Source organism: Burkholderia pyrrocinia, from assembly GCF_003330765.1.
Taxonomy (GTDB): Bacteria; Pseudomonadota; Gammaproteobacteria; order Burkholderiales; family Burkholderiaceae; genus Burkholderia; species Burkholderia pyrrocinia_B.
Window position 1 is genome coordinate 1,084,523 of sequence record NZ_CP024903.1, and the last position, 22,352, is coordinate 1,106,874.

Sequence of the window (22,352 nt, forward strand, 5' to 3'; positions counted from 1 at the left end):
AGAATCGTTTCAGTAAGGGTAGCACTTCGATGCGACGGTCCGACGCGCGCTGACGCCGATTCTCACACGCGAGCAATTGGCCGCAATACAAACGAAACAGGGGTTTGGAAGAAAAAATGAGGAATCCATATTTAAGACTGGCGGCGATTTCCGCAGGCGTGCTCGCCTCGCATGCGTACGCGCAAAGCACGGTCACGCTGTACGGCATCGTCGATACGGGGTTGATGTACGTCCATAACAGCGGTGGGAAATCGACGCAACTGATGATGGCAAGCGGAACAGAATCGGGATCGCGCTGGGGGCTGAAGGGCAGCGAAGACCTTGGCGGCGGCCTGAAGGCGATTTTCCAGATCGAGAACGGATTCAGTTCGACATCGGGCAGCCTCGGTCAAGGCGGGCGCATGTTCGGTCGACAGGCCTACGTCGGGCTTTCCAGCGGTTGGGGTGCTGTGACGCTCGGCCGCCAGTACGATCCGCTCATCGATCTCGTGCAGCCAGTGCAGGGCGACAACTACCTCGGCGGGTTCTTTTCGTCGCCAGGCGATATCGACAACGCCGACAACAGCGTTCGCGTGAACAACGCCATCAAGTGGTCGAGCCCGAACTGGTCCGGCTTGCAGTTCGCCGCGATGTATTCGTTCGGGGGCGTCGCAGGTGCGGTCGGCTCTGGCCAGACATACAGCGGTGCGGCCGCGTATACCAACGGTCCGCTTGCGGTGGCTGCAGGCTTCCTGCACGTCGACAATGGCAACGGCTCGGTGGCGCAACGGGCGAAGACCTCGGCGGACTCGCTGTTCAACAGCAGTGTCAACGCAGCGTATGCTTCCGCGCGCTCCGTCAACATCGCGCGTGCGGCCGGCCGGTATACGCTTGGCGCATTCACGCTAGGCGGTTATTACAGTTACTCGCAATACAACCCGGATGCGTCATCGGCGTTCAGGCGTTCCGAGAAATACCACAACGGCTCGGTCTATGGGGTCTGGCAGGTCACGCCGGCGCTGTTGACCGAAGTCGGCTACAACTACCTGCGGTCGTTGGGCGATTCGTCGGCGAAATACCACCAGTTCAGCATCGGGGCCGACTACAACCTGAGCAAGCGCACGGACGTCTATACGGTTGCGTCATACGGGCATGCGACGGGCGAGAATGGCGCCGGCGCGGCACAGGCCGTGATCGGGTCGATGGACATCGATGCCGGCAAGCGTTCTCAAGCGATCGTGACGGTGGGGCTGCGTCACCGGTTCTGACACCGCGCTTCCAACGACGTCCTCCGGACGACATGAACGGCTCCCGGGCGAGTGGTCCGGGAGCCGCTTTTTCTTTATGCCGACTTCAGGGAAAGTATCCCGACATCCGTGCATTGGATGCCGCGGACGATCGGCGCCCGCGTGATGCATCCGCTCATGGTGGTCGTTCTCGCGCGTGTCTATACCTCGTCCGTACCGAATGAGGGCCCGCGAGTCTCTGGCTTACTCCGAGCGTGCGCTCGTCAAATGATGGTAGCGCTCGAGGCTTTCGTTGAGATGGCGTCGCATCGCGCGGCGGGCGCCGCTCTCATCCTGGTTCTCGATGGCTTCGAGGATGTCGCCGTGTTCTCTTTGAATGCGCTTAATGTACGTCTTGCGCTCTTTCAGATTCGCTTTCGCGTGCTTCAATCGCAGATCGCCGATGATTTCCTGGCCCAGCGACCGCAAGATCGACACGAAATGGGGGTTCTCCGAGCACGTTGCGACCGCCAGGTGGAATTCGAAGTCCGCGCGAGCGCATTCGGCGTCGTTGTCGATCGCGACGATCTCCATCCGTGCATAGACTTCCTTGAGCGCCTTCAGGTGCGGCTCCGATCGCCGGCGGGCCGCATAAGCAGCGCCTTCCGTTTCGACCCCGGTCCGCAGCTCGAGCACATGCATGGAGTTATTCAGCGTGGTCGAATCGATGAAATTCAGCTCCGATGCCTGATCGGTTTCATCGGCAACGAACACGCCAACGCCGTGGCGGGCGATCAGGCGGCGACCAAGCTTGAGCGACGCGACTGCTTCGCGAATGACGGTCCGGCTGACGCCGAATTCGGAACAAAGTTCGGGCTCGGTCGGCAATTTGGAGCCGCGAGGGTATTCCCCGCGGTCGATCTTGTCGTTCAGCGCCTGAATGACGAGTTCAGTCAGGCTGCGGCGCCGGCCAGAGCTGGCGGCATTCTTTAGGAGAGTTTCAGCGTCCAGAGACATTCCGTGTGCTCCACACAGGATAGGAAGGCTCTGCAATTGACGGATGCAGGCATACCGCGCCGGCGCCCGGTTGTCCTTGTGTGACCTGCGCCGTATGACATATTATGACTTTAGCATACTCGCAGGTGTCGCCGGCGCCCGCCCTGCCGACTCGGGCGAGGCGAGCGCCGGTTCTTTGACTTACGTCATGCGTAAATATAGCCGCCGCTGACGATCACGTTCTCGCCGGTCGCATAGGTGTTGCGGCTGCTTGCCATCATCACCACCCACTGCGCGATTTCCTCGGGTTCCGCGGCCCGGCCGAGCGGGTTGGCCGCTGCGAGTTCGCCGAGGAAGCCGAGCTTTTTCGCGCGCTCGGTTGCGAAGCCTGCCGGTGCGACGGAGTTGACCAGGATGCCGTCCTTCGCGACTTCTTCAGCGAACGACTTGGTCAGGCTGACGACGGCGGCCTTCGTGGCGGCATAGTGTCCGTTTTGCGGATGCGCCTTGAACGCGTCGACCGACGTGATGTTCACGATGCGGCCCGCCACGTGCGCTTCAACCTTCGGGCGCGTGCGCATGTGCTCGATCGCGGCAACCATCATGTGATAGGTACCCTTGATGTTGACTGCGTTTTCGAGATCCCATTCGTCATCCGAAATTTCCAGCAGCGGCCGACGCGGATAGATTGCCGCGCTGTTAACGAGGCAGTCCACGCGGCCGAGGGCTTCGAGCGCCTGCTTGAACACGGCATGGGCGGAATCCCGGCGCGTGATGTCGCCTTCGGCACCGAAGACCCGGTGGCCTTCTGCCGTCAGGTTACGGACGGTTTCTTCGAGCAGGGGACCGTTCTTGTCGACGAGTGCGATACGCTCGGCGCCGTCGGCCAGCATCAATTTTGCGACGGACAGACCGAGGCCGGATGCGCCCCCGACGATTACAACGCGTTGATTCTTCATGATTCAGATTTCTCCATTCCGAAAGACGGTGACTAGCTGACCGACACGATTTGCGAACCGCCCGCCGCCTGGTCCGTCGGGAACACTTCCATCCTCGATACGTCGACGTAGTCGGGAAGCGCGATGGCGGTTGCGATCAGCTCGGCGATGTGTTCCGGCTGAATCGAGCGATACGCGTCGTACAATTTCTCGTTCGCGCCGGCCTCGCCGAGTGCGGTGCGATACAGGCTCGTCTGCACCCGGCCCGGCGCGATCTCGGTCACGCGAACCTTGCTGCCGAGCAGGTCGCAGCGCAGCGAGTCGCAGAACATGCTGATCGCGGCCTTCGTGGCGCCGTACACCGCGGTGTTCGGATGCGGAAAACGGCCGGCGCTGGAGCCGATGAAGAACAGGTGGCCGCGCTTTCGCTTCAGCATGCCGTCGAGGGACATTTGCGCGATGCGCAGCGGTGCCCGCAGATTGACGTCGATCATGCGGTCGATGTCGTTCGGCGAACATTCGCCGAATTTCGCGATTGCCGGCAGAAGCCCGGCGTTGTTGACGACCACGTCGATCTCGACGCGGTTGAACAACTCCTGCAGCGGTGACGTGTCCTGCAAATCCACCGCAATAGGCGTTGCGCCGCATTCTTTCGCCAGCGCGTCGAGCGCAACGGCGTCACGCCCGAGCGCATAGACTTTCAAACCTTCCTTGGCCAGCCGGTGTGCGATCGCACGTCCGATGCCACTCGATGCGCCGGTGACGAGCGCAACTTTGTACGGTTGAGCATTCATGGTCTTGCCTTTCGTTGTTCCGTATATCCGGGCGAATTCAAATCACGCCTTCCTCGAGGAACGGCCGATTCTCGACGACGCGCTCATAGCCCAGCGGCCCGAGATCGAGCGACCGGTATTCGCCATAGGTGATCAGCTCGCTGAGGCCGCGGCCGATCGCAGGCGATTGCTGCAGTCCATGGCCGCTGAAGCCGTTGGCGAACAGGAAATTCGTGACCTCGGGGTGCGGTCCGATGATGGCGTTGTGGTCTAGCACGCAAAAATCGTAGTGCCCCGCCCAGGCGTTGACGACCTTGATGGCTTCGAATGCCGGGATGCGTTCAGCGAGCGCGGGCCAGATCATTTCCTCGAATTCCGAGTGAATGACGTCGAAGTCGTTGACGTCCGCGAGCGGATCCGGATCCGGATAGCAACCCGTCAGATAGTATTTGCCTTCCGGTCGAAAGAAGATCCCCGTCGTGTCGATCGTGAGCGGCACCGTACCCGTGAGCGGCGTGCGGCAGTCGAACACGAAGAGGCACCGTTTGCGCGGTTCGACGGGAATGTCCAGGCCCGCGAGTCGGGCCATCGCCGGCCCGCGCGTGCCGGCGGCATTGACTATCAGGCCGCATCCGATCGTCTCGCCGCTCTTGAGTTTCACGCCGGTGATGCGCGATCCCTCGCGGACGAGTTCGACCACCTCGTTCTCGATGTACTCGATGCCGAGCGAACGCGCCTTGCGGCGCATGCCCTGGAGCAGGCCGTAGCTGTCGAACCAGCCTTCGCCGCTTTGCCCGTAAACGCCGTTAACCAGTTGATCCGTGTTGAGCCACGGGAAGCGCTGTTTGAGCTGTTCCGGATCGAGCAGCACGACATCGGCACTGTTTTCCCGCTGCGTCTGATAGTTGCGCTCGAACATCGGCGCACCGGCCGCATCGCCGAGATACAGGTAGCCGTTTTCCTTGAAGCCGAGTTCCGGCGCATCGCCGTCGACCTCGACGAGTTCATGGAAATTGCGAATGAACTCCGTCCCGAACTGCGAGATCCTGATATTCAGCGGATTCGAAAACTGCTGCCGAATCGATGCACTCGACAAAGCCGTCGCGGACTGGGCGTAGGTCCAATCGCGTTCGACGACGAGCACCGAGCCATTGAAGTCGGGATTCTTCGCGAGGAAATACGCCGTTGCGCTCCCGACTACGGCGCCACCCACGATGATCACGTCATAGTGAGTCTTTGTTACTTGCTGTGCCATCTCTTTGCCTTCCAAAAATAGCGTGCCGGGTAGGGATGCTCAATCGACCTTCGGATCTTCGAAGTGTCCGTCGGCTGCGAACTGGCCGCCTTGAAAACGGACTGCCGGATGGCGCGGATCGGGCGCGCCCGTGTTCGCGTAGACCTCGGCGCGATAGACGTCAGCAGTGTCCTTCGGGCGATAGCCGAGGTAGGCGGCCTGCGTGTTGTCCCAGAAGTTGGCGCTGTTGTTCGAGTTACCGTACACGATCATATGGCCGACACTCGGCGTCATCAGCGACTGGATGCACAGATGCGAAAAATCATCATATGAAAGCCAGGTGGCCAGCATGCGGCGGTCGACGGGCTTGGGGAAGCACGAACCGATCCGCAGGCAGACGGATTCGATGCCGAACTTGTCGAAGTAATAGCGCGACAGATTCTCGACGAACGTCTTGCTGACGCCGTACAGGCTGTCGGGGCGCTGCGGGGCGTTCGAGTCGATCGTCTGGGTGCATTCGTAGAAGCCGATCGCATGCACGGAGCTCGCGTAGATGACGCGCTTTACGCCAGCCTGGCGAGCGCCTTCGTAGATGTTGTAGCTACCGACGATGTTCGAGTCGAGAATGACCTGGAACGTGTTCTCGCGCGGTGCGCCACCCATGTGGATGACCATGTCGACGCCTTTCAGCATCTCGAATACCGCGTCGCGATCGGCGAGGTCGCAAATGAAGTGCTGTTCGTTTTCCCGCACTTCGCCGAGCGACTGGCGACCGTTCAGGCTGAGCGTCTCGGCATAGGGGCGCAGCGATTCACGCAGGACGGAGCCCAGCGCACCGCCGGCGCCCGTGATCAGGATGTTTTTGAACGGCGGTTTGGTGATGTCAGTCATGGGGATGCTCCTTATTGGTTGACCGACGCATTCAGCGCGTCGAGCGTGAGGCCGTAGTCGTCGCGCAGTTGCGCTTCGGAGATGTATTCGTTGCGGATATCGCGCAGCAGTTCTTCCTTGCTGCGTTGTTCCGGCGAACCGACGCCACCGCCACCGGGCAGCGACAGGACGACGCGCTGATACTCGCCGACCGCCTGCGTGCCTTTCCCCTTCATCTTCGTACCGTCGGACAGCTCAACCCGTCCGGCTGCGCCGGGCTTGCCGCCGGCGTGGCCGCGTGCGGGATGGTCGATGCGGTCGAACATCGCGTTGAAGCGGAATTGATAGCCGGCCCGCGGCCCGATCTCGACGATCTGGCCGAGACCGCCGCGGTGCTTGCCTGCGCCACCCGAGCCGGAACGCATTTCCTTGCGCCACACGACGATCGGTCCGACCTGTTCGGTCGCCTCCACCGACATCGCATGAACACCGCTCGGAAATGCCGTCGCCGACAGACCATCGAGCTCGGCGCGCGCACCGGTACCGCCGCTGTTGAACATCAGGATCTCGGCGCCCTTGAGCCCCGAGCCCTCGCGAACCGGCCGGGCGCTCACGTGCAGATTCCACAGTGCGCCAGCACCTTCGGTCGGGACGCGATTCGGCAGGATCTTGTCGAGTGCGCCCAGGACCAGATCCGGAACGAAATGTCCAAGCACGTGCCGAACGGCGACAGGGCTCGGGCGCTGCGCGTTCAGGATGCAGCCCGCTGGCGCCTGTACGCGAAACGGCTCGAGCGAAGCCGCGTTGTTGGGCACTTCGGGGGCAATGATGCATTTCAGCCCGTAGCACGCGTACGCCTTCGCGTACAGCAACGGGACATTGATCCCGAACGGGCTCGCTGGCGACGTTCCGGCGAAGTCGGCCAGCAGGTGGTCGTCGGCGACCGTCAACGTGACGTTCAGCTTGACCGGCGAGTCGTAGCCGTCGAGCGTCATTTCGTTGACTTGCGTGCCCTTCGGTAGCGCGGCGATTCGTTCGAGAGTCGCTTCGCGGCTGCGAGCGAGAATGAATTCGCCAATGCCCTCGACATCCTTGAGGTCGAATTCCCGCAGCATCTCCAGCAGGCGCTTGTGGCCCGTCTCGTTGCACGACGCGAGCGCGTAGAGATCGCCGACGACCTTGTCCGCTTCGCGAACGTTGTTGCGCAGGATGTTGATGAGATCGCGATTGACTTCGCCGCGCTCGATCAGCTTCATGATCGGGACGAAGAGACCTTCCTCGTAGACTTCTCGCGAATCCGGGCCGAACCCGCGTCCGCCGATGTCCACCACGTGTGCGGTGCTCGCGAAGTAGCCAATCAATTCGCCATCGAGAAACGACGGGGACACGACCGTGAAGTCGTGCAGGTGGCCCGTTCCCCGCCAGGGGTCGTTGGTCAGGTAGACGTCGCCTTCGTACATCCGGTCGACGCCGATCTCGTTCATGAAGTGCTCGACGGCTTCCGCCATCGTATTGACGTGACCCGGCGTGCCGGTGACCGCCTGTGCGAGCATGCGTCCGCGCTTGTCGAAGATACCGGCGGACAGGTCGCCCGCTTCGCGCACACTGGTGCTGAACGCGGTGCGGATCAATGCCATCGCCTGTTCCTCGACGACGGAGATCAGGCGGTTCCACATGACCTGCATGTGGATGGTGTCGATATTGTTGAGAGGCATGATTACTCCTGATTCGCGGTAGCAGCGGTCAATGCTTTGGACGTCACGAGCAGGCAACCGTCGGGCTGTACGGTGGCGTTGAACGAGGACGTGACGAGGGTCGAGGTCTCGGGCTCGACGATGATGGCCGGTCCGACGACGGTTTCGCCCACGCCCAGCGTGCCGCGCTCGACGATGGCTGCTTCGACGAAGCGATGCAGTGCCGCATCGAAGATCTTGCGGGTCTTCGATGCGCTGACCGGGTCGAGGCCATCGACCCATTGCAGGCGTTCCACCGGCGGGAGGGGCGAGCTTGCCTTGACCGCCCAACTCACGATCTCGATATCCAGCCCGTCAATCGGTCGACCGAAGAACTGGGTATAGGCCTTCGTGAACAGTTCTGAGAAGGCGGCGCGATCCTCTGCGCCGAACCGGCGATAGGGAATCGCGATGGGGATTTCCCATCCCTGACCGACGTACCGCATGAATGCTTTCACCTCGACCACGGGCTCGACATCGCCCGATCCCTGGCGCGCAAAATGGTCTGCCTCGGTGCCGAGTTGCTCGACGATCTCGTTGAGTACGTTCGCGTCGAAATCATTGAAGCGCATGCTGACGCTGCGGACGCTTTCATAGCCGAACGGAGCACGCAGGAAACCGATCGCCGAACCCACGCCGGCGCCGGGCGGCACGATGAACTTCCTGATGCCGCTTTTCTCGCACAGCCGTGCCGCATGCAACGGGCCGGCTCCGCCAAACGTGATCATCGTGTAATCGCCGATGTCCTTGCCGCTCTCGACTGCGTGCACGCGGGCAGCATTGCTCATGTTCTCGTCGACGACTTCCGCGACACCGTAGGCCGCTTCTTCCGGGTTGAGCGACAGTGCGGTGCCAACGTCGCCGAGCATGGCGCGGGACGCGTCGTCGGTCGACAAGGGAATGGAGCCGCCGGCGAAGTTGTTCGGGTCGAGGCGGCCGAGCAGAAGGTCGGCGTCCGTCACGGTCGGCTGCATGCCGCCGCGCTGGTAACACGCGGGGCCCGGTTCCGACGCGGCGCTGTGGGGGCCGACACGGATCTGTCGCATCACGTCGAGCGATGCGATGGAGCCGCCGCCCGCACCGATTTCGACCATCTCGACGACCGGGATCGAAATCGGCATGCCGCTGCCTTTCTTGAAGCGATAGGTGCGCGCGACTTCGAACGTGTTGGCGGTCTTGGGCGTGAAATCGTCGATCAGGCAGATCTTGGCCGTCGTGCCACCCATGTCGAACGACAGGACGGTGTCCAGGCTGTATCGCGCGGCGATGTGTGCAGCGAAGATTGCACCGCCAGCCGGCCCCGATTCGACGAGGCGCACCGGGAATTCCGATGCGCTTTCGACCGACACGATACCGCCGCCGGAGTGGATGATGAAGATGGGGCACACGGCGCCGGCCGCACGGACCTGGTCGAGCAGACGGTCCAGATACGACTTCATGATCGGGCGGACATAGGCGTTCGCGCAGACCGTATTGAAGCGCTCGAACTCGCGGATCTGCGGCGAGACTTCACTCGAAATCGAAACCGATACATGCGGCAGTCGCTTCTCGATTGCGTCGCGCATCATGCGTTCGTGCACACCGTTGACGTATGCGTGAATGAAGCCGATCGCGACGCTCTCGTATCCGCCTTGCTCGATGCGATCCACGACGCGATCGATTTGTGCTTCTGTCGGGGCGAGCAGAACGCCGCCTTGTGCATCGACGCGCTCGCTCAGCGTGAAGCGGTCACAGCGCTCGATAAGCGGTGGCGGAAGCTTGATGTTCAGATCGTATTGCTCGAACCGGTTTTCGGTCCGCATCTCGATGGTGTCGCGGAATCCTTCCGTCGTGATGAAGGCCGTTTTTGCACCTCGTCGCTCGATGAGGGCGTTCGTGGCGAGCGTCGTCCCGTGAATGATGACGCCGATGTCCTTCAGCTCGATGCCAGCCTTGCTTGCGACGATGCTGACGCCTTTGATGATCGCGCGCTCGGGCGCTGTGTAGTCCGTAAGGACCTTGGTGGAAAAGAGCTTCCCGCCGAGCTCGAGCGCAACATCGGTAAAGGTCCCGCCGATATCAACACCGACTCGCGCCTTGTCGTGACTGGCCACCATGACTCTCCTGTTTAAACCCATTCATGCGCCTGACGTCTGCCAGGCAGATTCGCAAATTACGAACACCGGATTGTGGTGAGCAGTGGAGGCTGCCCATCGCGATCCTTGCCGACCCGGCACACCGGTCTCCGACGAGTGCTGAGTTGCTGTTTTTGCTCGTTGACATATGATGAGTGACGTCTTACATTGATGTCAACATAGATAAATTAATTTTCGCCTCCGGATCCCCGTTTCGCTCTCCATTTTTATAGTAACGTACTGTTTTATAAGTATTTATTTTGGGTGTGGCGTCGTGAGTGGTAAGCCGCGTCAACCCTGTTCGCAACTATACGCGACACGTAAAATTTGCAAAAACTATTTTTTTCGGAGATTTTTGAGGGCGACGAAGAAGCGTCGCGGCCGGGGAGCGGGAAGGGAGAGGTGGCCCTGTTGGAATGCTTCCCTGAAGGGGCCTGTCTTGCGTCGTTGTGTCAGCGATTGGCGCTGGCGGGTTCGTTCAATTTGGCCCCGTTAAAAGGGGCGCTATGGAGCGTCGGTGGATATTTTCATTCAGCAGGTTCTCAACGGGCTGGTGCTCGGCAGTGTCTACGCCATCATCGCGTTGGGTTACACGATGGTGTACGGCATTCTCGGCATCATCAACTTCGCGCACGGCGACGTGCTGATGATCGGCGCGATGGTCGCCCTGTCGGCCATTACCGTGCTGCAGAACCATTTCCCCGGACTCGGCAACGTCGCGACGCTGACGATCGGCCTGGGTATCGCCGCGGTCGTCTGTGCGTTCGTCGGCTTCACGATCGAGCGGGTCGCGTACCGGCCGCTGCGCCGCGCGCCGCGCCTCGCGCCGCTGATCACCGCGATCGGCGTGTCGATCCTGCTGCAGACCGCCGCGATGATCATCTGGTCGCGCAACCCGCTGCCGTTCCCGCAATTGCTGCCGACCGACCCGATCAACGTGATCAAGGCGACCGACACGACGCCCGGCGCCGTGATCTCGGTGACCGAAATCGTGATCATCGCGGTGGCGTTCATCGTGATGGGCGGCCTGCTGCTGCTCGTGCACAAGACCAAGCTCGGCCGCGCGATGCGCGCGATCGCCGAAAGCCCGAATACCGCGAGCCTGATGGGTGTGAACCCGAACTTCGTGATTTCCGCGACGTTCATGATCGGCTCCGCGCTCGCCGCGCTGGCCGGCGTGATGATCGCGTCCGAATACGGCAACGTGCACTTCTACATGGGCTTCATCCCCGGCATGAAGGCGTTCACGGCAGCGGTGCTGGGCGGGATCGGCAACCTTGGCGGCGCAATGGTCGGCGGCGTGCTGCTCGGCCTGATCGAGCAGCTCGGTGCCGGCTACATCGGCAACCTCACGGGCGGCGTATTCGGCAGTAACTACCAGGACGTGTTCGCCTTCATCGTGCTGATCATCGTGCTGGTGTTCCGTCCGTCGGGCCTGCTGGGCGAACGTGTCGCGGATCGCGCGTAACGGAAGGGAGCAAACAACATGACATCCATTCAACCGATCGAATCCTCGACGTCGCTCGTCGAAGAGCGCAACACCGCGAAGACCGTCATCATCGGCATCCTGACCGCGGCCTTCGTGATCGCGGCACCGATCATCATCGGCTCGGCCGGCGGCAACTACTGGGTCCGCGTGCTCGACTTCGCGATGCTGTACGTGATGCTCGCGCTGGGCCTGAACGTGGTGGTCGGCTTTGCCGGCCTGCTCGACCTCGGCTACATCGCGTTCTACGCGGTGGGCGCGTACACGGCGGCGTTGTTGAGCTCGCCGCACCTGACCTCGCAGTTCGAGTGGATCGCGAACCTCGCGCCCGGCGGCCTGCACGTGCCGATCTACTTCATCGTGCCGATCGCGATGGCGGTCGCGGCCACCTTCGGCGTGCTGCTCGGTGCGCCGACGCTGCGCCTGCGCGGCGATTACCTGGCGATCGTGACGCTCGGCTTCGGTGAAATCGTCCGGATCTTCATGAACAACCTCGACCGTCCGGTGAACATCACCAACGGCCCGAAGGGGATCACCGGCATCGATCCGGTGCACGTCGGCGATTTCAGTCTCGCGCAGACGCACTCGCTGTTCGGCATCCAGTTGCCGTCGGTCTACCTGTACTACTACCTGTTCGTGCTGTGCTCGCTGCTGGTGATCTGGGTGTGTACGCGCCTGCAGCACTCGCGTATCGGCCGCGCATGGGCGGCAATCCGCGAGGACGAGATCGCGGCGAAGGCGATGGGCATCAATACGCGTAACGTGAAGCTGCTCGCGTTCGCGATGGGCGCGTCGTTCGGCGGCCTGTCGGGCGCGATGTTCGGCTCGTTCCAGGGCTTCGTGTCGCCCGAATCGTTCACGTTCTGGGAATCGATCGTGGTGCTCGCGTGCGTGGTGCTCGGCGGCATGGGCCACATCCCCGGCGTGATCCTCGGCGCGGTGCTGCTCGCGATCTTCCCGGAATTCCTGCGCTCGACGATGAGCCCGCTGCAGCATGCGTTGTTCGGTCATGACATCGTCGATACGGAAGTGATCCGTCAGGCGCTGTACGGCCTCGCGATGGTGGTCATCATGCTGTACCGCTCGGAAGGCCTGTGGCCCGCGCCGAAGCATGAGGACAGGATCGCGAAACTGGCGAAGCGCGCCAGCAAGAAGCCGGTGCGCGCTTAACCTACGGACACAGGGGATATACACATGAGCGACAAGCAAATCCGACTGTCCGTGCAGGGCGTGAACAAACGCTTCGGCGGGCTGCAGGCATTGTCCGACGTCGGCCTGCAGATCAAGGAAGGCGAGATCTACGGGCTGATCGGCCCGAACGGCGCCGGCAAGACGACGTTCTTCAACGTGATCACGGGCCTCTACACGCCGGACTCCGGCGACTTCAAGCTGGACGGCCAGAACTACACGCCGACGGCCGTGCACCAGGTCGCGAAGGCCGGCATCGCGCGCACGTTCCAGAACATCCGCCTGTTCGGCGGGATGACGGCACTCGAGAACGTGATGGTGGGCCGCCACGTGCGCACCAAGCATGGCCTGCTCGGCGCGGTGTTCCAGACGCCGGCCGAACGCAAGGAAGAGCGCGAGATCAAGGAACGCGCGATCGAGCTGCTCGAATACGTCGGCGTGCTGCAGTACGCGGACTACACGTCGCGCAACCTGTCGTACGGCCACCAGCGCCGGCTGGAAATCGCGCGCGCGCTGGCCACCGACCCGAAGCTGCTCGCGCTCGACGAGCCGGCGGCCGGGATGAACGCGACCGAGAAGGTCGAACTCACGCGCCTGCTCGACAAGATCCGCTCGGACGGCCGCACGATCCTGCTGATCGAGCACGACGTGAAGCTGGTGATGCACTTGTGCAACCGGATGACGGTGCTCGATTACGGCAAGGTGATCGCCGAGGGTCTGCCGCAGGACGTGCAGAAGAATCCGAAGGTGATTGAGGCATATCTCGGCGCAGGGGTGCACTGATGGCAGCGATGTTGAAAATCAAGGGCTTGCAGGTCAACTACGGCGGCATCCAGGCCGTCAAGGGCGTTGACATGGAAGTCCAGCAGGGCGAGCTGGTGACGCTGATCGGCGCGAACGGTGCGGGCAAGACCACGACGATGAAGGCGATCACGGGTCTGAAGCCGTATTCGGCGGGCGACATCGAGTACGACGGCAAGTCGATCAAGGGCGTGCCGTCGCACGAGTTGCTCAAGCGCGGCCTCGCGATGGTGCCGGAAGGCCGCGGGATCTTCGCGCGGATGTCGATCCTCGAGAACATGCAGATGGGCGCGTACCTGCGCAACGACAACGAGCAGATCAAGAAGGACGTCGAGCGGATGTTCGGCTTCTTCCCGCGCCTGAAGGAACGGGCGACGCAGCTCGCGGGCACGCTGTCGGGCGGCGAGCAGCAGATGCTGGCGATGTCGCGCGCGATCCTGAGCAAGCCGAAGCTGCTGCTGCTCGACGAGCCGTCGATGGGGCTGTCGCCGATCATGGTCGAGAAGATCTTCGAAGTGGTGCGCGAGATCTCGAAGGAAGGCATCACGGTGCTGCTGGTCGAGCAGAACGCGCGCCTCGCGCTGCAGGCGGCCGACCGCGGCTACGTGATGGATTCGGGCACGGTCACGATGGAAGGCGACGCGAAGCAGATGCTCGACGATCCGAAGGTGCGGGCCGCGTATCTGGGTGAATAGTCGATTTCAGTTTTACGTAAGGAAACAGAGATGAAGATTTTGGTGCCAGTGAAAAGAGTGGTCGATTACAACGTGAAGGTCCGCGTGAAGTCGGATCAAACGGGTGTCGACATCGCGAACGTAAAGATGTCGATGAACCCGTTCGACGAAATCGCCGTTGAAGAAGCCGTGCGCCTGAGGGAAGCGGGCGTGGCGACCGAAGTGATCGCCGTGTCGGTTGGCGTCACGCAGGCGCAGGAAACGCTGCGCACGGCGCTGGCGATCGGCGCGGATCGCGCGATCCTCGTCGAGTCGAACGACGGCGTCGAGCCGCTGGCCGTCGCGAAGATCCTGAAGGCGCTGGTCGACAAGGAACAGCCTTCGCTCGTGATCCTCGGCAAGCAGGCGATCGACGACGATTCGAACCAGACCGGCCAGATGCTGGCTGCGCTGGCCGGCCTGCCGCAAGCGACGTTCGCGTCGAAAGTGACGGTCGCCGACGGCAAGGCCACGGTTGCGCGCGAAGTGGACGGTGGCGCGGAAACGCTGTCGCTGACGCTGCCGGCGGTGATCACGACCGACCTGCGCCTGAACGAGCCGCGCTACGTGACGCTGCCGAACATCATGAAGGCGAAGAAGAAGCCGCTGGAAATCGTGAAGCCGGAAGACCTGGGCGTGGACGTCGCGCCGCGTCTGAAGACGCTGAAGGTGGTCGAGCCGCCGAAGCGCGCAGCCGGCGTGAAGGTGCCGGATGTGAAGACGCTGGTCGAGAAGCTGAAGACCGAAGCCAAGGTGCTGTAAAGGGAGCGGAAAGAAATGACGATTCTGGTGATTGCGGAACACGACAACGCGTCGATCAAGGCCGCGACGCTGAACACGGTGGCGGCGGCAGCGAAGATCGGCGGCGACATTCACGTGCTGGTTGCGGGTCACAACGCGCAAGGCGCAGCTGATGCCGCAGCGAAGATTGCAGGTGTTTCGAAGGTGCTGCTGGCCGATGCGCCGCAACTCGAAGCGGGCCTCGCGGAAAACGTCGAGGCGACCGCGCTGAACATCGCGAAGGACTACTCGCACATCCTCGCGCCGGCGACGGCCTACGGCAAGAATATCGCGCCGCGCATCGCGGCGAAGCTGGATGTCGCGCAGATCTCGGACATCACGGCGGTCGATTCGGCCGACACGTTCGAGCGCCCGATCTACGCGGGCAACGCGATCGCGACGGTGCAGTCGAGCGACCCGATCAAGGTGATCACGGTGCGCGCGACGGGCTTCGATCCGGTGGCGGCCGTTGGCGGCAGCGCGGCGGTCGAGAAGATCGAAGCGGCAGCGGACGCAGGCAAGTCGCAGTTCGTGAGCCGTGAAGTGACGAAGCTGGACCGTCCGGAACTCACCAGCGCAAGCATCATCGTGTCGGGCGGCCGCGGTCTGGGCAGCGGCGAGAACTACACGACGGTGCTGGAGCCGCTGGCCGACAAGCTGAACGCGGCACTCGGCGCGTCGCGCGCGGCGGTCGACGCCGGCTATGTACCGAACGACTACCAGGTCGGCCAGACCGGCAAGATCGTCGCGCCGCAGTTGTACATCGCGGTCGGTATTTCAGGTGCGATCCAGCATCTGGCCGGCATGAAGGATTCGAAGGTGATCGTGGCGATCAACAAGGATCCGGAAGCGCCGATCTTCAGCGTGGCCGACTATGGCCTCGTCGGCGATCTGTTTGAAGTCGTCCCTGTGTTGGTCGACACCCTTTAAGGCAGTTATTCAATTTCTAGCGAATTCCAATCCTGGATGTATTCGGAATTCGCGCTTACCCATCGACTTCCGATTGTTACCTGCAATCGCGGTCTTTAACGGAGAGTAATTCTCATGATTTCCACTACCGATCCGCACATCAATCGCAAGCCGCGCAATATTTCCCAGGTGGAATGGGAGACGCGTGTGCAACTCGCGGCCGCGTATCGTCTGGCGGCGAAGTTTGAGCTGACAGACCTCATCTACACACATATCTCGGCACGCGTGCCGGGCACCGACGATCAGTTCCTCATCAATCCGCATGGGTGGTTCTTCGACGAAATTACGGCATCGTCGCTCGTCAAGATTGATGTGAACGGGAATCCGATCGGTGACGATCGCTTCGAAGTCAATGCCGCGGGCTTCACGATCCACAGCGCGCTCCATCAGGCGCGGCACGATGTGGAGTGTGTCGTGCATCTTCACACGACATTCGGCATGGCAGTCGCTGCGATGGAGTGCGGTTTGCTGCCGCTCAACCAGATCAGCATGCAGTTCTACAATCGTGTCGCGTACCACGACTACGAAGGTATCTCGCTTGATCTCGACGAGCGCCAACGCATCGTTAAATCGATTGATGAAAAAGACTATCTGATTCTCCGAAATCACGGCCTGTTGACGACCGGTCGTTCGGTTGCTGAAGCCTTCACTCGGATGTACTACTTGAACAAAGCGTGCGAGATTCAAGTCGCGACCCTGTCGGCGGGGCAGAAGGTGACGATTCCTTCGCCGGAAGTGTGCGAGTACGCAGCAAAGCAACACGACGATTACGCGTACCTGGACACGGTTCACCTCGACCGGGAGTGGACGGCGCTGCTGCGACTTCTTGAGCGAGACGGCGGCGGCTATCGCGTCTGACGAGCAGTAGACGTTCGAGAGAATGAGAGCGTTCCGCAGCGGGTTAAGCGAAGGATGCTCGCTCGCAGTTTCCGATTGGTGACGTTGTCTTGTAGATGTTGCCGAAGTCATGTTCAGTGCAGGTGAGACGTGCAGGTGTACCGGTTTGCTTCTACGCGCGGGTTCCGCTTCGGAGCCCTGCGTTTTCCGTTTCCACTGGTCTGGAGGACAGAGCGAGGGTCCCACGTCATCGCTGGAGGCGAAAGTGCAGGGGCGCGTAATTGGAGCCGCTGTACTTTCGTCCCTGCAGAACACCTTTTCGATGTCGAGGTGGTTCCGGATCATACGGGAGCCGCGACTGGGTGGCTCGAAGTTCAGATGCCGATTCAGCCGATATCGACTGAGCCCGATTGGAGTCGTCTGGCTGATTTTCTGCAGCGATCCAGATCTGGATTTGGATTGGCACTCACGCAGAGCATGTTCAGATATCCAACATACGAGTGGGAGATCGGAGTGGTAGCGGTGCAACTCGGCGTGAGTCGCCGATCGTTGCAGATGACTCTTTTTCGAGAATCCTATAGCTTCGATGCGGCGCTGCGGCGTTGCCGTCGTTTAAAGAGACTCCTCAGTGGCGATGATTCTCCGTTCGAGGCCGATGAGGACGGTTCGTACGAATATCCGTTCGATACGGAGAGGCGTGACCCTGAACCAGAATTAGTCCCGGTCGGAAGTGGAGATTTCCAGGGTCAAAGGTCAATAGTAAGCGCATGCGTGAATGTCGATCCACATCAAGGAATCTCAAAACGCTCGGATTCCGGATCAGGATGCTTGACGGTCGTCTCATAAGTGCTGCGCGATAGATTCACGTCAGCGGGTGCGAACTTACGACTCGCGTTCCGGCTCCGTCGCGGAGCCGGTCATCCCCTTGTCGCCCGCAACCTCGCAGGTCAACGCACGGGCGCCGCCGCAGCCAGCAAGCTGCGCAGGAACACCATGATCATGTGCCCGATCGGCACCTCGGACAAAATCGACTGCTGCAGTGACAGGCCTTGCGAGAGCCCCATGAACGACACGGCCAGGACGGCCGGTGATTCGGGCGGCACTTTCTTCAGCCTGGCGAAAATCTGTTCGATGCAATAGGCCAGGCCATCGCGGTGGGCGTCCAGCAACGCCTGCGACGCCGTTGCAAAAGCAGGGTTGCGTCGCCCCTGAAGCTTGAACTCGACGCCCAGCACCGACCACTCGGGCTCGGCATCGACCGTCTGCGACCAGATTTCCAGCGCATTCAATATGTCTTCCCCGGACGCGGACGGGTCGTTCAGCGTCCGGGCGATGTCGGCCACTTGCGTCGTCGAGCGCTCCCGCATCAGCTCGACGAACAGTGCCTCCTTGCTGGCGAAATTCGAATAGAACGCGCCCTGCGTGTAGCCGGCCTCGGCTGCGATATCCCTGAGCGACGTGGCGCCGAAACCCCGGTCGACAAACAGCCGCTTCGCGGCGGCAAGCAAATGTGCGCGGGTCTGCAATCGACTTTCTTCGCGGCTCAGCCGCGGGGGAAGGGGCGCCATGTTCATGGCGGGAAGGATATCAGTTGATATTTGAGATGGATACCATTACGATTGCGTTTCATATATCACTTGATATGTGAAGCGCGGGGCGTGATTGTGCCGCCGAATGTCCGTAGTGGGGCTCGCCTCGGGCGAACGATCGTTTCGGCATGAGACCGTCGCTGCGATTGTCGATCTCCTCACGTCCCGTTATCCGGTGTGCCGAGGTGAGCCGCTTGGCGATCAAGTGAACGCCGCCCTAACGGGGCGTTGTAAAACAGTCTGTTAGTCATGCGAATCAAGTCGATTCACATGCGGATACGGATGCGGGGCAGGAAGCAGAAAATGAGCGTGAGCAAGACCTATGCGCAGCTCGTTGCCGAGCTGGCGAAACTGGACGAAGAAATCGAGCGGGCACGCGCGCGTGAACGCATCGATGCGATCGAGAAGGTTCACTCGCTGATGGACACCTATGCGATCAAGCATCGCGATCTGGTCGGCCGCAACGGCCGCCGAGGCGCGTACGTCGTGACAGTGCTGCCGGCGCGGTATCGCGACCCGGCGAGCGGGAAGGAGTGGAGCGGGCGCGGCAATGCGCCGCTCTGGATCAGGGGCAAGGACCGCCGTCGGTTCGTCATATGTAAGCCTTCGTCCACGGGCAAGAAAGCCAAGGCACGTTGACGGAGCGTGATGGGAGCGCCGCCCGGCGGCTGACACGTACGACTACGCGAAGGCGCATGGCGTCGACGCGCCTCCCCAGCTGTTCGAACCGGTTGAAACGGGCGCCGCGCCACTGCCAGGTCGACGACCCGACGCTCGGACGGCGGCCCGCTGTCGCGGTTGACGTCTCCCGTGGCGGGCCGCAGCGTGTGTTTATCCGCGACCCACGAAAGGCATGGCCGTCGCCATGATCGTCATGTTCAGGATGTTCGTGTCCAGCGGCAGCACCGCCATCTGGACAATCGCGTTCGCGACATGCGTAACGTCCATGCGTGCCTCGGGTGCCAGGCTTCCATCGGCCTGCGGGACCCCTTGCGTCATCCGTTCCGTGAGCGATGTCGCCGCGTTGCCGATGTCGATCTGGCCGCAGGCGATGTTGTACGCACGACCGTCCAGCGCCAGCGACCTGGTGATCCCGGTGACCGCATGCTTGGTGGCCGTGTACGCGATCGTATCGGGGCGCGGCGCGTGTGCCGAGATCGAGCCGTTGTTGATGATCCTGCCGCCCTGCGGCGTTTGCGCTTTCATCAGGCGCCAGGCGGCCCGCGCACAAAGAAAGACGCCGGTCAGGTTCGTCGCGACGACGGCGTTCCACACATCGAATTCGTATTCGTCGAGCGCAACGGCAGGGGCGTTGCGTCCGGCATTGTTGAACAGCACGTCCAGCCGGCCGAACTGCTGCGCGATCTGCGCAAACGCATGTTCGACCGACACCTCGTCGGTGACGTCGGCGGGAAACACATGCGCGTCGCCGTCGGCGCTACGGATTGCCTCCTGCGTTTCGCGCAACGATGCTTCGTTGCGTCCGAGCAGCGCGACGGTGAATCCCGCTTGGGCGAGCGCGATGGCCGCTGCGCGACCGATGCCGGATCCGGCGCCCGTGACGGCGGCGAATTTCTTCGAGACAGACATGGCTTGATTTCCTGCTGGTTGATTGAGGAAAGAGGCGGCGGGTGACCGATGTCGTCGCCTGCGATGGTTTCGAAGCGCACCGTGCGCCTGTTCAAGGCGACATCGTACAGCGCGCCCGGTTTCGCGATGACCGCGGCTATGTCTTCCGCCCGGGCGCAACCTTCCGCGCCCGCGAACCCGTCTCCGCGAACAGATCGACCACCACGCCGCGCAGCCACCGGTTGCCCTCGTCCTGATTGACCCGCGCATGCCAGAGCATATGAATCGGTGCGCCCGGAAGCGTCACGGGCAACGCGCGCCAGCCCAGCGAGAACGGCGCGGCGAGCTGCAGCGCGAGATGCTCCGGCACCGTCGCGATCAGGTCGGTGCGCTGCAGGATATAGCCCACGCTCATGAAATGCGGCAACGTCAGCCGCACCTGGCGCTTCACGCGGCGCCGCCTCAGCCATTCGTCCACCTGCCCGTGGCCGGTGCCGGCCGACACCACGACCAGATGCCCGGCGTCGCACCACGCATCGACCGTCAACTGCGCATCCTCGAGCGGATGCCCGCGCCGGAACAGGCACACATAGCGCTGATCGAACAGCCGGCGCTGATAGAACCCGCCCTTGAGTTGCGGCAGCAGGCCGATCGCGAGATCGACGCGGCCGTCGGCCATTTCGTCGCCGAGGTTGACGCTCGTGTTGCGGACGGTATTGAGCGCGATGCCCGGCGCCGCTTGCGACAGGTGTTCGAGCAGCGCGGGCAGGAACACGACTTCGCCGATATCGGTCATGCCGATCGTCAGCGTGCGCGTGGCGCGCAGCGGATCGAACCCGGTCTCGGGATTGAGCGCGGCATGCAGCGTCGCGAGCGCGTGCGAAACGGGTTCCGCCAGACGCAGCGCGAACGGCGTCGGCACCACGCCGCCCGGCCCGCGCACGAACAGCGGATCGCCGAGCCGGCGGCGCAGTTTCGCGAGCGCGTTGCTGACGCCCGGCTGGCTCATGTTCATCTGCTCGGCGACGCTCGACACGCGCCGCTCCTGCATCAGCCGCTGGAAAAGCAGCAGCAGGTTGAGGTCGATATCGCTCAGTTCCATGGGGTTCGCATTGTCCGGTTCATTCCATCCAGTGATGAAGCAGATTCATTTCATTTTATTGCGGGATGAAAGTCCACTCCTGAAAATACCGATACGGCGCGTGCATTCGACATGACCGCTGCGCAGCCCGCAGACCCACCATCTGAATGAATATCGGAGACACCTTCATCATGCAGACGAACCTGAAGATTGCGATCGTCGGCGCCGGCATCGGCGGCCTGACGCTTGCGCTCGCCTTGCGCGAGCACGGCATCGACGCGCAACTCTACGAGCAGACCGACGCACTGCGCGAAGTCGGCGCGGCCGTCGCGCTGTCGGCCAATGCGACGCGCTTCTACGAACGCATGGGATTGCGCGAGGCCTTCGACGCGGTGTGCGCGGACATCCCGGGCCTCGTTTATCGCGACGGGCGCAGCGGCGCGGTGATCGGCCATCATCGCGGCGACCCCGACTATCGCCGGCAATTCGGCGGCGCGTACTGGGGCGTGCATCGCGCGGATCTGCAGGCCGTGCTGTCGAAGGCGGTCGGCGTCGATCGCATCCACCTCGGCCATCGGCTGGTCGATCTCGCGCAGCATCCGGATCGCGTCGTCCTGAGCTTCGATAATGGTGAGCCAGTCGAAGCCGATCTCGTGATTGGCGCCGACGGCGCGCGCTCGATCACGCGGCGCTGGATGCTCGGCTACGACGATGTGCTGTATTCGGGCTGCTCGGGCTTTCGCGGCGTGGTGCCGGCCGCGCGCATGGACCTGCTGCCCGATCCCGACACGATCCAGTTCTGGGTCGGGCCGCACGGGCATCTGCTGCACTATCCGATCGGCGACAACGGCGACCAGAATTTCCTGCTGGTCGAACGTCATCCGTCACCGTGGCCGTCGCGCGACTGGGTCATGCCGTCGGAAGAGGGCGAGCAATTGCGCGTGTTCAGGGACTGGCACCCGGCGGTGGTGCAGATGATTACCGCCGTGCCGATCAGCCAGCGCTGGGGGCTGTTTCATCGTCCGCCGCTCGGCCGCTGGAGCCGCGGGCGCGTGACGCTGATCGGCGACGCCGCGCATGCGCTGGTGCCGCACCACGGGCAGGGCGCGAATCAATCGATCGAGGATGCGGTGGTGCTGGCGGCGCAACTGGCGAAGGCAGGCCCGGGCAACTGGCGCGAAGCGCAGGAAGCGTACGAGCGCCTGCGTCGCGGCCGTACGCGCAAGGTGCAGTACGCGTCGATTTCCGCGGCCGACGTGCTGCACCTGCCCGACGGGCCGGCCGCGCAGGCGCGCAACGCGCGTCTTGCCGGGCGCGACAGCGTGCTGCATCACCTGGACTGGATTCACGATTTCGACGCGCTTGCCGAGGAGCCGAGCGAACGGCAGGGCGGCACGTGGCTTTGAATCGACCGGGCCGGACGGGGGCGGCCGGGCGCCGCGCACGCTTCGCGGCGTGAAGTCAGGCCGCCGGTTC

General features: G+C 62.5%; 20 protein-coding genes. 10 read left to right on the plus strand and 10 right to left on the minus strand.

Features of this window, described 5'->3' with window-relative positions; translation table 11 throughout:
• Positions 1 to 116 precede the first annotated feature (116 nt).
• Positions 117 to 1,247, plus strand: coding sequence for a porin (locus CUJ89_RS22345; protein ID WP_114181507.1), 1,131 nt, complete (start codon positions 117 to 119; stop codon positions 1,245 to 1,247).
• Between the two features lie 222 nt (positions 1,248 to 1,469).
• Here CUJ89_RS22345 and CUJ89_RS22350 read toward each other — a convergent pair whose 3' ends face one another.
• The 7 genes from CUJ89_RS22350 to CUJ89_RS22380 form a co-directional block, all read right to left on the minus strand.
• The gene (locus CUJ89_RS22350) at positions 1,470 to 2,222 is read right to left on the minus strand and encodes a FadR/GntR family transcriptional regulator (protein ID WP_114179609.1); all 753 of its coding nucleotides are present in this window, start codon (positions 2,220 to 2,222) and stop codon (positions 1,470 to 1,472) included.
• A gap of 185 nt (positions 2,223 to 2,407) precedes the next feature.
• Complete coding sequence (locus tag CUJ89_RS22355) at positions 2,408 to 3,160, minus strand: SDR family NAD(P)-dependent oxidoreductase (protein ID WP_114179610.1); 753 nt, start codon at positions 3,158 to 3,160, stop codon at positions 2,408 to 2,410.
• A 32-nt stretch (positions 3,161 to 3,192) separates the two neighbouring features.
• The gene (locus tag CUJ89_RS22360; RefSeq protein ID WP_114179611.1) at positions 3,193 to 3,933 is read right to left on the minus strand and encodes an SDR family oxidoreductase; all 741 of its coding nucleotides are present in this window, start codon (positions 3,931 to 3,933) and stop codon (positions 3,193 to 3,195) included.
• A gap of 37 nt (positions 3,934 to 3,970) precedes the next feature.
• On the minus strand, positions 3,971 to 5,167 hold the full coding sequence (locus tag CUJ89_RS22365; protein ID WP_114179612.1) for an NAD(P)/FAD-dependent oxidoreductase: 1,197 nt from the start codon (positions 5,165 to 5,167) through the stop codon (positions 3,971 to 3,973).
• Positions 5,168 to 5,206: 39 nt separating this feature from the next.
• Positions 5,207 to 6,037 carry an NAD-dependent epimerase/dehydratase family protein gene (locus CUJ89_RS22370; RefSeq protein ID WP_114179613.1) on the minus strand — a complete coding sequence of 277 codons (831 nt, stop codon included), beginning with the start codon at positions 6,035 to 6,037 and terminating at the stop codon, positions 5,207 to 5,209.
• An 11-nt stretch (positions 6,038 to 6,048) separates the two neighbouring features.
• Positions 6,049 to 7,731 carry a hydantoinase B/oxoprolinase family protein gene (locus CUJ89_RS22375; protein WP_114179614.1) on the minus strand — a complete coding sequence of 561 codons (1,683 nt, stop codon included), beginning with the start codon at positions 7,729 to 7,731 and terminating at the stop codon, positions 6,049 to 6,051.
• 2 nt (positions 7,732 to 7,733) lie between these two features.
• Positions 7,734 to 9,845 carry a hydantoinase/oxoprolinase family protein gene (locus CUJ89_RS22380; protein ID WP_114179615.1) on the minus strand — a complete coding sequence of 704 codons (2,112 nt, stop codon included), beginning with the start codon at positions 9,843 to 9,845 and terminating at the stop codon, positions 7,734 to 7,736.
• A 535-nt stretch (positions 9,846 to 10,380) separates the two neighbouring features.
• Between CUJ89_RS22380 and CUJ89_RS22385 the strand changes: the two genes are divergently transcribed.
• The 7 genes from CUJ89_RS22385 to CUJ89_RS22415 all read left to right on the plus strand — a co-directional run bounded on the left by CUJ89_RS22385 (position 10,381) and on the right by CUJ89_RS22415 (position 16,658).
• Entirely contained in the window at positions 10,381 to 11,331 is a 951-nt protein-coding gene (locus CUJ89_RS22385) for a branched-chain amino acid ABC transporter permease (protein WP_114179616.1), read from the plus strand.
• Between the two features lie 18 nt (positions 11,332 to 11,349).
• Entirely contained in the window at positions 11,350 to 12,519 is a 1,170-nt protein-coding gene (locus CUJ89_RS22390) for an ABC transporter permease subunit (RefSeq protein ID WP_114177826.1), read from the plus strand.
• Positions 12,520 to 12,543: 24 nt separating this feature from the next.
• Positions 12,544 to 13,320 carry an ABC transporter ATP-binding protein gene (locus CUJ89_RS22395; protein ID WP_114177825.1) on the plus strand — a complete coding sequence of 259 codons (777 nt, stop codon included), beginning with the start codon at positions 12,544 to 12,546 and terminating at the stop codon, positions 13,318 to 13,320.
• Between the two features lie 8 nt (positions 13,321 to 13,328).
• Complete coding sequence (locus tag CUJ89_RS22400) at positions 13,329 to 14,033, plus strand: ABC transporter ATP-binding protein (protein ID WP_114178615.1); 705 nt, start codon at positions 13,329 to 13,331, stop codon at positions 14,031 to 14,033.
• A gap of 30 nt (positions 14,034 to 14,063) precedes the next feature.
• On the plus strand, positions 14,064 to 14,813 hold the full coding sequence (locus CUJ89_RS22405) for an electron transfer flavoprotein subunit beta/FixA family protein (protein WP_114179617.1): 750 nt from the start codon (positions 14,064 to 14,066) through the stop codon (positions 14,811 to 14,813).
• A gap of 15 nt (positions 14,814 to 14,828) precedes the next feature.
• The gene (locus CUJ89_RS22410; protein ID WP_114179618.1) at positions 14,829 to 15,761 is read left to right on the plus strand and encodes an electron transfer flavoprotein subunit alpha/FixB family protein; all 933 of its coding nucleotides are present in this window, start codon (positions 14,829 to 14,831) and stop codon (positions 15,759 to 15,761) included.
• Positions 15,762 to 15,875: 114 nt separating this feature from the next.
• Positions 15,876 to 16,658, plus strand: coding sequence for a class II aldolase/adducin family protein (locus CUJ89_RS22415; RefSeq protein ID WP_114179619.1), 783 nt, complete (start codon positions 15,876 to 15,878; stop codon positions 16,656 to 16,658).
• A gap of 926 nt (positions 16,659 to 17,584) precedes the next feature.
• Here the strand turns inward: CUJ89_RS22415 and CUJ89_RS22420 are convergent.
• Positions 17,585 to 18,163 carry a TetR/AcrR family transcriptional regulator gene (locus tag CUJ89_RS22420; RefSeq protein ID WP_236655060.1) on the minus strand — a complete coding sequence of 193 codons (579 nt, stop codon included), beginning with the start codon at positions 18,161 to 18,163 and terminating at the stop codon, positions 17,585 to 17,587.
• Between the two features lie 366 nt (positions 18,164 to 18,529).
• Between CUJ89_RS22420 and CUJ89_RS22425 the strand changes: the two genes are divergently transcribed.
• Complete coding sequence (locus CUJ89_RS22425; RefSeq protein ID WP_201752386.1) at positions 18,530 to 18,865, plus strand: H-NS family nucleoid-associated regulatory protein; 336 nt, start codon at positions 18,530 to 18,532, stop codon at positions 18,863 to 18,865.
• Between the two features lie 192 nt (positions 18,866 to 19,057).
• On the opposite strand, the gene CUJ89_RS22430 is transcribed toward CUJ89_RS22425, so the two are convergent.
• Both CUJ89_RS22430 and CUJ89_RS22435 read right to left on the minus strand, forming a co-directional pair.
• A complete protein-coding gene (locus CUJ89_RS22430) occupies positions 19,058 to 19,816 on the minus strand; it encodes an SDR family oxidoreductase (protein ID WP_114179622.1) in 759 nt (252 codons plus the stop codon).
• A 136-nt stretch (positions 19,817 to 19,952) separates the two neighbouring features.
• Entirely contained in the window at positions 19,953 to 20,897 is a 945-nt protein-coding gene (locus tag CUJ89_RS22435) for a LysR family transcriptional regulator (protein WP_114179623.1), read from the minus strand.
• Between the two features lie 170 nt (positions 20,898 to 21,067).
• On the opposite strand from CUJ89_RS22435, the gene CUJ89_RS22440 reads away from it, so the two are divergent.
• On the plus strand, positions 21,068 to 22,282 hold the full coding sequence (locus CUJ89_RS22440; protein ID WP_114181508.1) for an FAD-dependent monooxygenase: 1,215 nt from the start codon (positions 21,068 to 21,070) through the stop codon (positions 22,280 to 22,282).
• Positions 22,283 to 22,352: the final 70 nt, after the last annotated feature.